At 40.4% G+C, this 14,824-nt stretch carries 10 protein-coding genes; 7 read left to right on the top strand and 3 right to left on the bottom strand.

What is annotated here, in order from left to right; translation table 11 throughout:
- Nucleotides 1–77: 77 nt before the first annotated feature.
- Entirely contained in the window at nucleotides 78–2,327 is a 2,250-nt protein-coding gene (locus tag Q0976_RS10595; RefSeq protein WP_299493760.1) for a heavy metal translocating P-type ATPase, read from the top strand.
- A gap of 307 nt (nucleotides 2,328–2,634) precedes the next feature.
- Nucleotides 2,635–4,227 (top strand): ABC-F family ATPase, encoded by a 1,593-nt coding sequence (locus Q0976_RS10590; RefSeq protein ID WP_299493758.1) that lies wholly within the window; start codon nucleotides 2,635–2,637, stop codon nucleotides 4,225–4,227.
- Nucleotides 4,228–4,403: 176 nt separating this feature from the next.
- On the opposite strand, the gene Q0976_RS10585 is transcribed toward Q0976_RS10590, so the two are convergent.
- Nucleotides 4,404–5,771 carry a M17 family metallopeptidase gene (locus tag Q0976_RS10585; RefSeq protein ID WP_299493898.1) on the bottom strand — a complete coding sequence of 456 codons (1,368 nt, stop codon included), beginning with the start codon at nucleotides 5,769–5,771 and terminating at the stop codon, nucleotides 4,404–4,406.
- A gap of 385 nt (nucleotides 5,772–6,156) precedes the next feature.
- On the opposite strand from Q0976_RS10585, the gene Q0976_RS10580 reads away from it, so the two are divergent.
- The 5 genes from Q0976_RS10580 to Q0976_RS10560 all read left to right on the top strand — a co-directional run bounded on the left by Q0976_RS10580 (nucleotide 6,157) and on the right by Q0976_RS10560 (nucleotide 10,055).
- Complete coding sequence (locus Q0976_RS10580; RefSeq protein WP_299493757.1) at nucleotides 6,157–6,717, top strand: curlin; 561 nt, start codon at nucleotides 6,157–6,159, stop codon at nucleotides 6,715–6,717.
- Nucleotides 6,718–7,656: 939 nt separating this feature from the next.
- Nucleotides 7,657–8,295: a response regulator transcription factor gene (locus Q0976_RS10575; RefSeq protein WP_299493756.1), complete on the top strand. Its 639-nt coding sequence runs from the start codon at nucleotides 7,657–7,659 to the stop codon at nucleotides 8,293–8,295.
- A complete protein-coding gene (locus Q0976_RS10570) occupies nucleotides 8,292–8,765 on the top strand; it encodes a CsgE family curli-type amyloid fiber assembly protein (RefSeq protein ID WP_299493755.1) in 474 nt (157 codons plus the stop codon). Before Q0976_RS10575 ends, Q0976_RS10570 begins: the two co-directional genes overlap by 4 nt.
- A 22-nt stretch (nucleotides 8,766–8,787) precedes the next feature.
- Entirely contained in the window at nucleotides 8,788–9,198 is a 411-nt protein-coding gene (locus tag Q0976_RS10565; RefSeq protein ID WP_299493754.1) for a curli assembly protein CsgF, read from the top strand.
- A gap of 2 nt (nucleotides 9,199–9,200) precedes the next feature.
- Nucleotides 9,201–10,055: a CsgG/HfaB family protein gene (locus Q0976_RS10560; protein ID WP_299493752.1), complete on the top strand. Its 855-nt coding sequence runs from the start codon at nucleotides 9,201–9,203 to the stop codon at nucleotides 10,053–10,055.
- Between the two features lie 1,234 nt (nucleotides 10,056–11,289).
- Here the strand turns inward: Q0976_RS10560 and Q0976_RS10555 are convergent.
- A complete protein-coding gene (locus tag Q0976_RS10555; RefSeq protein WP_299493750.1) occupies nucleotides 11,290–11,460 on the bottom strand; it encodes a hypothetical protein in 171 nt (56 codons plus the stop codon).
- A 215-nt stretch (nucleotides 11,461–11,675) separates the two neighbouring features.
- Nucleotides 11,676–14,824: hypothetical protein (locus Q0976_RS10550; RefSeq protein WP_299493748.1), on the bottom strand; the 3,149-nt coding region annotated here is incomplete at its 5' end.

Raw genomic sequence — 14,824 nt, 5'->3', positions numbered from 1 at the left:
TCTCCTATAAGGGGAGACAATAAACTGAAGATATTGTTTAGTCGATATTGAGTTCATCTATCAATTAAGGGGATCTTATGTCAACCATGATATTGTCAGTACCTGATATGAATTGTACGAGTTGTATTGCAAAAATTGAAAATGCTTTTCAAGCACAGGCAGCCATGAGTGTCAGCGTTAATTTAGCCGACAAACAAGTCATTATCAATGAAGAGATTGATATTGAGAAAGCTAAATCCATTATACAAAGCGTGGGTTATGTCAGTGAGCAGGTACTGGATGCAAAACGGGCAACTAAAGAGAAAAGTGAATTAGAACAGAGCCAATATCATAAGCAAATGTGGCAAGCATTTATTGGGTTAGGTGTGGGGATCCCCCTGATGCTTTGGGGCTTATTTGGCGGTGAAATGCAAATTAGTGATCCAAGCGATCAATTTATTTGGGGAGCAGTTGGTGTATTAACGCTGGTATTAATGGTAACTACGGGGGCACATTTCTATCAAGGTATGTGGCGAGCGTTGAAAGCCAAAAGTGCTAATATGGATAGTTTAATTGCACTGGGGACAGGCGCAGCTTGGTTTTATTCTATGCTGGTAGTCTTAATGCCTCAATGGTTTCCGTTTGATACACGGCATGTGTATTTTGAAGCCAGCGTGATGATTTTAGGCTTGATTAATTTAGGCCATGCATTAGAGCTCAGGGCAAGAGGAAAAACCAGTGAAGCGGTACAAAGTTTATTAGGGTTACAAGCATCGACGGCCATACGTATTACTGACAGTGGTGATGAAGAAGTTGAAATTGCCGAATTAGTCTTAGGCGATCGCATTCGGCTAAAACCCGGCGGGCGTGTCGCATTAGACGGTGAAGTCCTTGAAGGTCAATCATTACTCAATGAGTCTATGCTCACCGGGGAGCCAGTGCCTGTGAATAAAGAAGCGGGCGATAGCGTCAGTGCGGGAACGGTTAATGGTAATGGGAGTTTAATTTATCGTGTGAGCTCGGGAGTGGATGATACCCGTTTGGCAAAGATTATTGAGCTAGTACAGCAAGCCCAAACCTCAAAAATGCCCATAGGTCGATTAACCGATCAAATATCCGCTTACTTTGTCCCTGTTGTCATTGTTATTGCCTTATTAAGTGCTGGCATTTGGTACTTTGCTGGACCTGCACCACAACTATCCCATGCATTAGTGGTACTGACGAGCGTCTTAATTATTGCTTGTCCTTGTGCGCTGGGACTCGCGACGCCGATGTCGATAATGGTGTCTGTGGGGCGAGCGGCAAAAATGGGTGTGCTTATTCGTAATGGTGAAGCCTTACAAACGGCCAGTAAGGTGAGCTGTGTGGTGTTGGATAAAACGGGCACGTTAACCCAAGGTAAACCGACGGCGACGGACTTTACCTTAATAGATCAAGCGGAGGATGAATTACAATTACTCTTGCATATTGCGAGTCTTGAGCAAGCTTCTGAACACCCGTTGGCCAGTGCGATTATTGATAAGGCCAGTGCGGCGGGGCTTACTTTACTTGAACCTGAGGTTTTTACCAATCACCAAGGGATGGGAATTGTCGGTACGATGGCGGTCTCAACATCATCAGTTAAAGCAGTTTCAAGTGATTATGCCATTGGTAATCGAGCATTGATGGATAAATTGCAAATAGACGGTGTTAATGACATCAATGATCTTACCTCCTCTTGGGCTGAGATGGCAAAAACACCGGTTTATGTGGCAAAAGGAGGGCGATTAGTGGCACTTATTGCGATTAGCGATCCTTTGCATGAGGGAGTTAAGGAAGCCGTTAGCGCTTTAAAAGCAGATGGTATGAGGGTGGTGCTCCTTAGTGGCGATAACGAAAAAACTGTACAAGCGGTGGCAAAACAAGTCGGTATTGATGAAATTAATGCACAAGTACTGCCAGAAGAAAAGCAGCAACATGTGACGCGTTTACAAGCGGAAGGAGAAGTGGTTGCCATGGTGGGCGATGGCATTAATGATGCGCCAGCGTTAGTCAGTGCTGATGTGGGGATTGCTATTGGTAGTGGCACTGAAATTGCCATTGAGAGCGCCGATTTAACTTTACTTTCCCATCAGTTAATGACACTTGCCAGTACCTTTAAATTAGCCAAAGCAGGAATGCGTAATATTAAGCAAAATTTATTTGGCGCCTTTATTTATAATACCTTAGGGATCCCGGTAGCCGCAGGCGTGTTATTTCCTTTAACAGGAATGCTATTAAGCCCTGTGATAGCGGGTGGGGCGATGGCGTTGTCGTCATTGACTGTGGTCACTAATGCGAATCGATTATGCCATCAGAAACTGGACTGAGATTGAAAGTACCATGATGATGGCGAAAACGTGAGTGTTAATGAACCGACTAAAGCGACTGTTGAGTGTGATTTTCATTATCATACACAGTCGCTTTTCATTGATCATTGAGGCTAAATTAGGCTATAGTACCGCGCTTAAAAAATTGCGCGAGTGCTTAGGCTGGCTTTTAATTTCAAGCCTTCCGTCACTTGCTTTTAGCAAGCGTGGGTGTTTGCTAACCTTGCTTACAAATTAACGTTAAAAGTAAGCAAATGATAAACGCATTTTTGTTTTATTCATACAATCAGAATTTTGGAATGTCACTTTGATCACTACAGCAAATATTACCATGCAGTTTGGCGCTAAGCCGCTGTTTGAAAACATCTCAGTAAAGTTTGGCGGCGGAAACCGTTACGGTTTAATTGGTGCTAACGGTTGTGGTAAATCAACCTTTATGAAGATTTTGGCCGGCGATCTCGATCCCACTTCAGGTAATGTCTCTTTGGATGTCAATGAGCGTTTGGGGAAGTTGAGTCAGAATCAGTTTGGTTATGAAGAGTTTAATGTTGTTGATACCGTGATCATGGGCTACCCAGAATTATGGGCAGTAAAACAAGAGCGGGATCGCATTTACTCTTTGCCTGAAATGACTGAAGAAGAAGGCATTAAAGTTGCTGACTTAGAGATGGAGTTTGCCGAAATGGATGGCTATACGGCAGAATCTCGCGCAGGTGAATTATTAATGGGCGTGGGTATTCCTGTTGAGCAGCACTTTGGTTTGATGAGTGAGATTGCACCGGGTTTCAAATTACGAGTCTTGTTAGCGCAAGCATTGTTCTCAGATCCTGATGTATTATTACTCGATGAGCCAACCAACAACTTGGATATTGATACTATCCGTTGGTTACAAGAAATGTTGAATCAGCGTAACAGTACGATGATTATTATCTCCCATGATAGGTACTTCTTAAATTCTGTTTGTACACACATGGCCGACTTAGATTACGGTGAGCTACGCGTATTCCCTGGTAACTATGATGAATACATGATGGCAGCCAGCCAAGCGCGAGAGCGTTTAATGGCTGATAATGCCAAGAAAAAAGCGCAAATTTCTGAACTTCAAGGCTTTGTGGCTCGTTTCTCTGCGAATGCGTCAAAAGCAAAGCAAGCCACGTCTCGTGCCAAGTTGATTGATAAAATTAAGATTGAAGAAGTGAAAGCGTCAAGCCGAGTGAATCCATTTATTCGTTTCGAGCAAGAAAAGAAATTATTCCGTAATGCGTTAGTCACCGAAGGCTTGACTAAAGGTTTCGATGAAACCTTATTTAAAAATTTAGATTTAATGGTTGAAGTGGGTGAACGTGTGGCTATTTTGGGTGATAACGGTGTGGGTAAAACCACCTTGTTGCGTACTTTGGTACATGACTTGCCACAAGATAGCGGTACCATTCAATGGTCTGAAAATTCAGCGATTGGTTATTATGCCCAAGATCATGAAAGTGATTTTGAAAACGACATGACCTTGTTTGAATGGATGAGTCAATGGCGCAAACCGAATGATGACGATCAATCTGTTCGTGGTATTTTAGGGCGCATGTTGTTTGGTTCTGATGACATTAAAAAATCCGTTAAGGTTCTTTCTGGTGGTGAAAAAGGCCGTATGTTGTTTGGTAAACTTATCATGGATAAGCCAAATATCTTGCTATTAGATGAGCCGACCAACCACATGGACATGGAGTCGATTGAATCATTAAATAACGCCCTTGAAATGTATGAAGGCACACTGTTGTTTGTCAGTCACGATAGAGCGTTTGTTTCTTCATTGGCGACGCGTATTCTTGAAGTGACTCCGACAGGTGTGAATGACTTTAAAGGGACTTACGATGAGTTCTTAAGAAGTAAAGGCGTAGAGGCTTAAATCGTCCTCTAAACGTAAAGACACAAAAAAGCCCGAATGTAATCGGGCTTTTTTGTGTCTGCTTATACCCGTGATGTTAGCCGAGTATTGGTTATTTAATCTTAATTTTGGATAATGAGTGTCTGGTCCTAACCAGATTTCATTAATAATCAAAAAGTTAAATTGATTTCTTGCTTTTATTTATATTTTTGTTGTAAATGATCAAACACGGCGCGAATACCAAAGGCCTCACCGCCAATAGGGCGACCAGGCAGTTTACGGTTATTCCAAGCCATGACATCAAAATGTGCCCAAGGAATGTCTTTATCGACAAAGGCTTGTAAATATAGGGCTGCGGTAATTGCGCCGCCAAAAGGGCTGGTGGCACAATTGGATAGATCGGCAACTTCACTTTTGAGTAAATCGTTATATGCTTGATGTAGTGGCATGCGCCACACAGGATCCTCTCGATTTAATCCTGACTGGGTGATCCCGTTGGCCAGTAAATCATCATTACTGAAAAACCCCGGTAACTCTGTGCCTAACGCGACCCGCATCGCACCGGTTAAGGTGGCAAAATCGATGATCATATCGGGTTTATCATGATTCGCTTCTGAAAGTGCATCACACAGTACCAATCGGCCTTCTGCATCGGTATTATCAATTTCAACGCTAATACCATGGCGGGTAGTAATAACATCACCGGGTCTAAAGGCATTGGCCGAGACCGCATTTTCAACGGCAGGCACCAGTACGCGTAGGCGAATAGGTAATTCATGGGCCATGATAAGCTGTGCTAGCCCTAAGACATGGGCGGCGCCGCCCATGTCTTTTTTCATTAAGCGCATGCCGGCGCCAGGCTTTAAGTCTAGGCCGCCAGAGTCAAAACACACCCCTTTTCCGACCAGTGTGATTTGTGGCGCACTGTCATCACCCCACGTGAAATCAAGTAATCTTGGCGCATGAACACTGGCGCGGCCGACCATATGAATGGTGGGATAGTTTTGTTCAAGTAGTTCGTCACCGACAATTTGCGTGAGTTTGCCGCCAAACTCTTCGGCCATTTGGCTTAAGGTTTGTGCCAAGTGCTGGGGCATCATGTCGCCAGCAGGTGTGTTAATTAAATCTCGAGTAAGCGATGTGGCGCGAATAAAGCGGTTTGCTTTGTTGGCTATCTCATCGGTTGGGACAAGCAATTGCGGCAGTGACTTATGATTTTTCTTGTAACGTTCAAAACGATAGCCACCCAGTCCCCAACTAAAGGCCGCTTTCTCTATTTGATCAGGCTCACCTTGAATGGCATATTGGCCACTGGGTAGCTGATTGACGAGTTCGCCACAGGCCCAAAAACTGTCTGCTTGTTCGGTCACGAATATCGCTTGGATGATCTGACCTTCATTATTAGGGATAAGACTATGGCCTTGCTTAGTAATATGTTGCTGACTTAACCAATTTTGAGTCAGTAGAGGCTGCTCTTTCATCCAGCTTGCAAAGATATCGGGAGTGAAAATGGACAATGGGATCGCAGTAGCATTAGCGGCGGAAGGAGTAATCACTAACGGCATTTTTGCAGTATGCTCGGCGGCATTTGATGAGGAAGTGTTCATTTTAAGCTCTTAAATTAAAACAATGAATGGCCATTAGGGTAGCAGGCATAGGCTGGTTGGGGAAGAAGTGGGTTACATTCATGTGAATTTAGTGTGAGAAGCAAATTGTTATTCACTATTGATAATAGGTATAGCAAGACTCTCAGGAGTATCTAGATTGGTTTTCAATACGAGCGGACCTTCTTATTTGATGAGCATTTAAGTGAAAACCCCGTAGAAGAAAGTATTACAAAAAAAGAAAGTATAGTCTTTAGTGGAAGGGAATTTCATACTCAAGATTGATGCTAGAATAAGCTGAGAGGTTGATAATAAAACAACATTAAGATGATGAAGCGAGATAGATGTGGACATTTATTATAGGCGATTTATTTGGTCGGTTAATCATCAAAAGCATATAGTTAAAGACTTTTACCTTTTTTTTATTTTTTTATATTGTAGTGTCTTCTGCTTAAATGTGCTGGCAAATGATGCTGACAATGGCGATCTTAGCCAATATAATGAACTGAATCCGATAGATAATAGTGTATTGGTATCGCAATTAGGCAGTGAACTTCGTATTAATACTTCACAAGTGGGTGTCGCCAATCAAATGCAGCTTGTTCAGCAAGGGAGCAATAATAATATTGTCGCGAGTCAACAAGGTGAGGCAAATCAATTATTCTTGTTGCAATCAGGTGCAGCAATTGAAGCTCAAATATTACAACAAGGCTCAGATAATCAAATCAGTGCGATTCAATTAGGGGGGGATTTAGTGTTAGATGTCACCCAGCAAGGACATAATAATCATGCATCGGCAGCCCAACTTGGTGAAGGGAGTCAAATTTCAATCCACCAGCAAGGTATGGATCATAATGTTAATGTGGTGCACTTTGGTCGTCAACCCGTTACGATCATTCAGCATTAATTGATTTGTATTCAATGTCTCTTCAAAGCCAAATAACACCTTTTATCTAGATGACTTAAATTGATATTTTATTTTTACGTTTAAATCAATTTTTATATTTAACGATGACTTAAAGTGAGTTAATCATATCGGTGGAGATTCTATCTGGGTAGCTGTTTTAATCGTTATTTAGTTAAAAATAAAGTGACGTGAGCCCGATTGATGATACAGGGATGTTAATTATTAATAGGCATAACTGGGCCTGTATTGGCGATCTTATATTACTTTTTAGATTGGTAATGGCGATAGTATTAAATTAGTTAAACGTTATCGATAAAATCTACTGGGAGATTGATGAAGCTCCTTACTGGGCTTAATTATAGTCATATTTTTTATTACAGGTTAATTAAACGACTTGGTCAACTATTTATTTCCGTCAAAGCTTATATATAAAGAGAGTTGTATTATTATGAAACTCTATGTTCTCATACATAGATCAAGTTAACCCTTTGTTTTGTTGTATTTTTAGTAACCTTAAAAGTATAAGGTAATGCTAAAGTATTAGTTTTTTTTAAATTATACCTCTCTGAATAGGTGACCTTTCATACTTGAGGTTGATGTTGTTATTTAATTAATGCTCGATAATAAGTTCAAGATTTTTGATTCAATAGCAGAATAGATGAACTAACTTATTCATGATTCTGTCATTAATGTAATAAATTATTTAGTCAATGTTAGGGAAGATGTTGGCTGTTTTTATTCTGTTAGAAGGTGCTAGTTAATCTATATTGGGTATTATTTTTTAAATATGAATACTGTTGAATAATGAGCTATATGCAATTGAGACGGTGGTATAGATGACTTATAAAAATAATAACGAGAGTATCAATATAAGAAAATTATGATTTTTAGTCATAATATCAAGTGGTAAATGTAATTTAACAAAAGGAATGGTAACACATGTTTAAAGTGAAACATTGGATGATCATATCACGAGCAACATTACTGATTGACTTGTTAAAAGCTCGTTGGCCACAAGAGTTTCTCGTTACTTTAGTGTCCTTGTCTCCTGAAAATACAGATTATCAATTTGATGATAGTCAATTATCTATTGTTGTGATGGATTTATCCAGTATTGATGTACAGGATGCTTATAAATTTCAACAAAAAATCGAAAAGTCTCACCGAGCCATTCGTATTGTTTATATTCATTTTCCTACTCAAATGAATGCGCGTTTTTTGATCCAAAACTCAATTACTGCGGGTGTGTTTTACAGTGATGCTTCGTTAGACAAAATCGGTTCAGGATTAAATCAAATTGTGGCTGGTAGAACGATTATTCCCCAAGAACTAGTGCAAGCAAAGAAATCAATCAAAAAAATGCTATCTAACTTAGCCGAAGAGCTGACGTTGAGAGAGCGTGAAGTATTACAAGCATTACGTCATGGACTCTCCAATATTGATATATCGGAACAATTGTTTGTGAGTGAGAGTATGGTTAAAACACATCTGTATCATTCATTTAAAAAAATAGGCGTATCAAGTCGAGGGGAAGCTATCGCTTGGGCGCAAATAAACCTATATGAGGAAAACCAATGAACCTGTGGCAAAGGTTATGTTTGATCAGCATGTTACTGACCGGTCATTTTATGGTCATGGCGAACACTGAAAATAATGTATTAAGCAATAAGCAACAACAAAATGAACAAGCTAAAATCATCGAAACACCAGCCGATTTAGATGAGGGGTTGATTTTAAACCGCTCGATGACACGATTTGGCCATCGATTTTATCGTGAGTTCGTTATTGATTATCAGGATATTGGAGGAACGGTTTCCCATGGTGGCCTGACGATTATTGAAAAAGCAACAGCGAGAAGCGGCAGTGTTATTACCATAACTCATAATCGAAAAGTGATTTTTAAAACCATCATTTCACCTGCGAATAATAATATTGATGAACACGCAGAAATAGCAGCAAGAAAAGTGGCCCAAATTTTAAAGCAGCAACAACAACAAGCTGGATGGGGACAATGGCTCGATCCCGATTTAGCATCCGATGAATTCTGAGTCGATTAATAGAGAGATTAAGATGAAAAAATTGATGCGGTTGATCTCAAGTTTTGGCCTAGGTGTTATCGTGATGTCTGCGAACGCCACTCAACTAATTTATACTCCAGTGAATCCTAATTTTGGCGGAAATCCATTAAATGGTAATTATTTAATGGCCAATGCAGCAGCTCAAAATGATCATAATAGCAGGAGCGGATCGGGTTATGTGCCGCCTACAGCATTAGAACGGTTATCGAGCTCATTAGAGTCAAGGTTAATGACACAACTCTTCAATGATGCTGCGAACGGTGGAGAAGGGTATCTTAAAACGGATGATTTTGAAATTTCAGTCGTTAATGAGGATGGCAGTTTAATGGTTAATGTTGTGGATGTCTTAACCGGAGAAACCACAGTGATTGAAGTGGGTGGCCTCACTGATGGAGGGAGTTAAAAATGAAAAAGTCACTGGTTATATTCGTTATTTTTATTATTTCAGGTTGCTCATCAACAACGAGTGACAATTTTCCAGATATTGAAGCTGCGTCGAGTTTGATGCCAAAAAGTGATTCATATTATGATTTAATTGGGTTACCAACGCCGCAAGGGGCAATGATAGCAGCCGTATATGACTTTAGGGATCAAACTGGACAGTATAAACCTATTCCTGCGAGTAATTTTTCGACGGCTGTACCGCAAAGCGGCACTGCTTTTCTTGCTCAAGCATTGAATGATTCGAGTTGGTTTGTTCCTGTTGAGCGAGAGGGATTACAGAATTTATTGACTGAGCGTAAAATTGTAAGAGCAGGATTAAATGGCCAAGCGAATAAAATTCCACAATTAAATTCGGCGCAAATATTAATGGAAGGTGGCATTGTTGCTTATGACACGAATGTGAGAACAGGAGGAGCTGGTGCACGCTTTTTAGGCATTGGTGCATCGGGCCAGTTTAGAGTCGACAGCATTACTGTTAATCTTCGAGCAGTGGATATTCGAACGGGACGACTACTCAGCAGTGTGACTACGACAAAAACTGTGTTATCAAAAGAGTTGTCTGCAGGGGTATTTAAATTTGTGGATGCGCAAGAATTATTAGAAGGTGAGCTGGGTTATACATCCAATGAACCTGTGAGTTTATGTGTGTCACAAGCGATAGAAAGTGCTGTTGTACATATGATTGCCGATGGGATTTGGAAAAGGGCATGGAGTTTAGCCGACCCTAAAACGGGTCTTAAAAATCCTGTATTACAAAAGTATTGGTTAGAAGCTCATGATGATAATAGAGTCATGGAAAGGATTAAACAAGGATAATAGGTTGACCAGTACAGGTTGAATAATACTAAGATGAATTGATATAAAAAGGCAATTATCATCCGCCTGATAACTGAATATTTTTACTTCAACAGGCTCTCGTGTTTGCAAATAAGTTGAATCCATTGCAATGAGTCATCTCTTTCAATGAAGGCTTCATTTTCTCGTCTCTTTTTTGAGAATATCGATGGTAATCTTTCGCAATCTTGCGAGGTTTTCTACACCATTGCCCCGAGATATCAGATAAGTACCTTATGCATAGTCATATTTAACCTCCAAAGAAACGGGCTTACAGTTGCCCAGCGAATCGTTGCTATTGAAGCTAATTTTTCAGTCAATAATATTGTGGGGCTGATACAATAACGTGTTTGAGTTGTTTCTTTGCCTTTGTGTATTAGGTAGCTAATGATTTTGCCAAAGATGTGTAGTATTGGCCACTTGGTAGCAATCAGTACTTCAGGCTCATCTATGGTTTGGTATTTTCGATACTGTTACTGGCCACACTAGGTTTGATGTCATTAACGTTTTTTAGATCACACCAGCTGTGCTGGAAAAATCTCTTTCAGAGCTGATGTAAAGGATTTTGGTTGACTTGGACTGCCAATAGGAAATCCGCACCTTTATTGATGATGGCATGGCAATCTCGGTTTGAGTCTCCATAGTATTAATGATGATCCTTGGGTATTCAATAGGCTTAATAATTCAGGAATAGCATTAATTTTATTGGGTTTTATATCGGTTTTACAGCTCCATTACTATATCATTAGCGACTGAGATAGTGCTTACCATGTGAATAGCGACTTTCTCATTTAAGGCTGAGTATGTGACGTAGGCCCATAACCGAACAATATGGGACGGTCTTGAGGTAAGCTAATATTTTGTCTCTTAGGGGGGGTTGACCTTTTAGTGAGATGATGTTTGAACTAATTATGTTTGAGTTAAATGTATTTTAATTACAGGGTCGTGAACGCCCACCAATTATGCTCAATTAAGTAAAGAGAGTCATCAGTAACATCTCCAGTGCTCGCTATGCTTTGTATCAATCGGCATTAAAACAATAATATCTGTGATACTATATCAAGCCATTGATAAATAAGGGTTATAAAAGATTATGGCTGTAGTGGTAGTCATTAGAAAAACACTGATGTTCTATGGAGGAAGTCGACCTTTTTATCGGTTTAGTAACCTAATATCAATTCCCCTAATGGTCTCTCGATGTTAGAAATGGTAAAACTCAATCAGTGGATAATAATGCATCACCGCCTAGTGCGTGTGCAAAACAGCCACTAATGACGGTGCCAAAATAGCGGTTAAGCGTGTATTTAACCCATGCAATATCAACATAATCATCATTAATAATATATTTTGAGGTTTTTAGGCATTGGCTCTTAATAAACAATGACATGGGACTGGTTTGTTCTAATGATAGCAGTGATCTAGTTTGTAGGACTTATCGTGAGATTGGTCGCTTTATAGAGAAGAAGCACACTTAACGTGGAAAGTGGAGAAGGTTGATGTGTCTTTATCGAAAAGACGCCATTGTTGTAAACTAAAAAACGCGACTGTTGATTCATCAACAGTCGCGTTTGGAGTGGAACTAATTATTTGATACCTACAATGTTAATTGCCTTGATTAATGTGAATCGAATTATTATTACCATAACTGCTCGCGTGTGCGATGTTATTGTTTTGGTTTTGGAAAACGGCAATATGGTTCGAATTCCCATTTGCTACAGCGGTTGCTAAATTTGAATTCCCAAATTGTTCAATTGCGATGATGTTACTGTCACCCATTTCTACTCCAGCAGTTAATGAGTTGTCATTACCATATTGGATGACTTTAATGTCAGAATTATTTGCGAGTTCATTGGTATAAGCGTAAGCTTGGTTACCAGAGTCATGTTGTCTAATTCTAACGATATTATCATTACCATAATTGTCAATAGCAGCATAATTTTGAACCGAAGAATCAAACTGTTGTATGCTGGCTATGTTACCTGAACCACCTTGATTGACTAGAGCCAAATTATCTGAGCCATCTGATATTTGATCGACCCAAGTATTAGTTTGTTTAACATATATAGTGTTATTTGTACCTGATTGGTCAATCACTGCTTGGCTTGTTTCCGCTCCTTGTTCGACTAATGCGGTGTTACTGCTTCCTGATTGTGTAAAGTGTGTCGAATTTCCTCTGTTTAATTGGCTAATGTTTAATGAATGGCCAGTACCCGTTTGTAAAATAGATGTTTGGTGCTCATCTCCAGTTTGATTAACTGAAATGGAACTGTTAGCACTGTTCTGGTTAATATAACTGGTGTTGTAAAGGCCAGATTGTGTAGTTGTTGTAGAGTTGGTGTCGCCTTCTTGATTTGTAATACTTATATTATGATCTCCGTCTTGATTAGCGGTGGTCGTATTGAATGAGCCTAAACTGCTTATTTCTGAATTATTTGAAAAACCCTCTTGAGTCACGTTAATGGTATTAGTGTCACCCAAAGCCACGGCAGTGGCAGTATTGCCATTCCCTGTTTGAGTCAGCGCAATAACATTACTGTTTCCGCTCTCAACACCGGCGGTAGCACTGTTACCATTACCGGTTTGAGTGAGTGTCATCTCTGTATTATCAGCAGTGTTATCGGTGTAACCATAAGCATGGTTATTGTTAAGTGATTGATTAATATTTAAAGTATTATTCCCACCATTATCATCGACAAATGCTGAGTTGTCGTCACCTTGCTGCGTTATTGATGCGCTGCCGTACTTACTTGTTTGTACTCCATAAGCACGGTTTAGGGCACCATTTTGTGTGACTATTAGGTCGTGACTTTTTCCTATTTGGGTTAAATCAGCAGCGTTATTGCTACCTGATTGATTAACAGTAGCGTTCATCGATTGTTCTGAAGTACTGTAGCCATTTTGCTGTATATAAGCCGATTGTCCCTCACCCGTTTGAGTAACAGCAATATGGGTTTTAATCGCGTTAACAGTATTCCCCCCCTGATCAATGAAGGTTTTGTGACTGGTTCCCGTTTGATTAATAGTGGTAGCAACTCGATCACTAGACTGACTGACAAAAGCTCGGTTTGTGTCACCTAATTGAGTGATGCCTAATATGTTGTTATTACCAACTTGATCCACCACACTGTTGTTGCCGACTAGGCTTTCACCGCTAAGATCCGATTGGTTAATACTCGTACTATTGAGTGAGCCTAAGCTACTGACTTCAGTATTATTCCAATCACTGTTTTGAACAACCTTTATGTCATTGGTGTTTCCGAAAGTGACCGCTGTGGCAGTATTGCTATTCGCTGTTTGAGTCAGCCCAATAACATTGTCATTACCGCCCTCAACTCCCGCAGTCGCAGTATTGCTGTCGCCATTTTGAGCGATGGTGAGTTTGCTGGTATTTGCCCCTTCATAGGTATAACTATAAGCTTGGTTAATATCACCGACTTGAAATACCTTAACGTCATTACCATTACCATAGGTTGATGTATCAGCTCGGTTAAGCTCACCATTTTGAGTCATCAATGCAGTGTTACTATTGCCTCCTTGTACACCATAACTTTGATTATTCATTCCGTCTTGAGACGTACGTAATACCCCGTTCATTCCAGATTGTTGCAACACGATTTCATTGAGCGAGCCTGATTGATTAGTGACATCGGCAGTATTATTGTCTCCTGTTATCGCTTGAATGATATAGGCAGTTTGATTTAATCCATTTTGATGAACCTCTGCGAAACTGTTTTCACCATTTTGTTCCACAGCGGCCGTATTTAGACCTTCAGTTTGACTGGTTGTCGCGCTATTACTATTGCCTGCTTGTAACACATACACCGTTTGCCCATTACCTTGTTGATAAGCATTTGTGTCGTTATCATCACCGGTTTGAGTGTTAAAGGCTGTATGGTCGGTGCCACTTTGTGCCATATTACTAAAGTTACTGTATCCTGATTGGAGGACTTCAGCATAATTAAGTGCCCCAGCTTGAGTGACAAATGCATCACTGTTAATGCCTGTTTGGGTAATATAGCCTTGCTGATTATTATCAGATTGCACTAACGTTGCGTTAGAGTGACTTGCGTTATCAGCTTGATAAATAACCCCTGTATTATCATCACCAAAAGCAAAGATAGCGGCATCAGCATTTATCACATCGCTTTGACTAATGGTACTGACTTGACTAAAACCGAGTTGTTCAATCACGGCAAATGACTCACTACTGTTAGTCTGAATCGACTTAGCATTGTTTTCATTACCAAACTGGAATAGATTGGCTGAGTTAGTGTCACTGTTCACTCGTTGATCGACAACCAGAGCGTTATTATTACCATCTTGAACACCGTATGCCTGATTGGTATGACTGGTGTCGACTTCATTGGTGGGCGTGGGATCAACAATAACGACCGGCATTCTATCAGGAATAGCAATAGGGGCTAAAACAGGTGTGACGGCCTCATCAGCGGTGAGTGTAAGCTCAGGTGCTTCAAAAGTGCGTTCAGGCATCGCTTCAGCTTCTCTTGCGGTTAATGCCAAATCAGGTGCAGTGAAAGTTGGGGTCGGCATGGTGGGCATATCTTTAGCTAACAACAATGTTGGATTTCTATCTAATCCACCATCTTCTCTACTGTTGGCCGTAAGTCTTGCTGCTTCTATGAGATCAGATCTAACGGTTTCGGCGGCAGCGAGTCTATCAGCTTCCTCTTGAGCAGCTTGAGCGGCTAATCTATCAGCTTCCTCTTGAGCAGCTTGAGCGGCTAATCTAT

Origin of the sequence: uncultured Shewanella sp. (genome assembly GCF_947501665.1) — a bacterium.
Taxonomy (GTDB): domain Bacteria; phylum Pseudomonadota; class Gammaproteobacteria; order Enterobacterales; family Shewanellaceae; genus Shewanella.
Note: the sequence above shows the minus strand (reverse complement) of the source record. Positions and strands in the feature narration are given on the sequence as shown.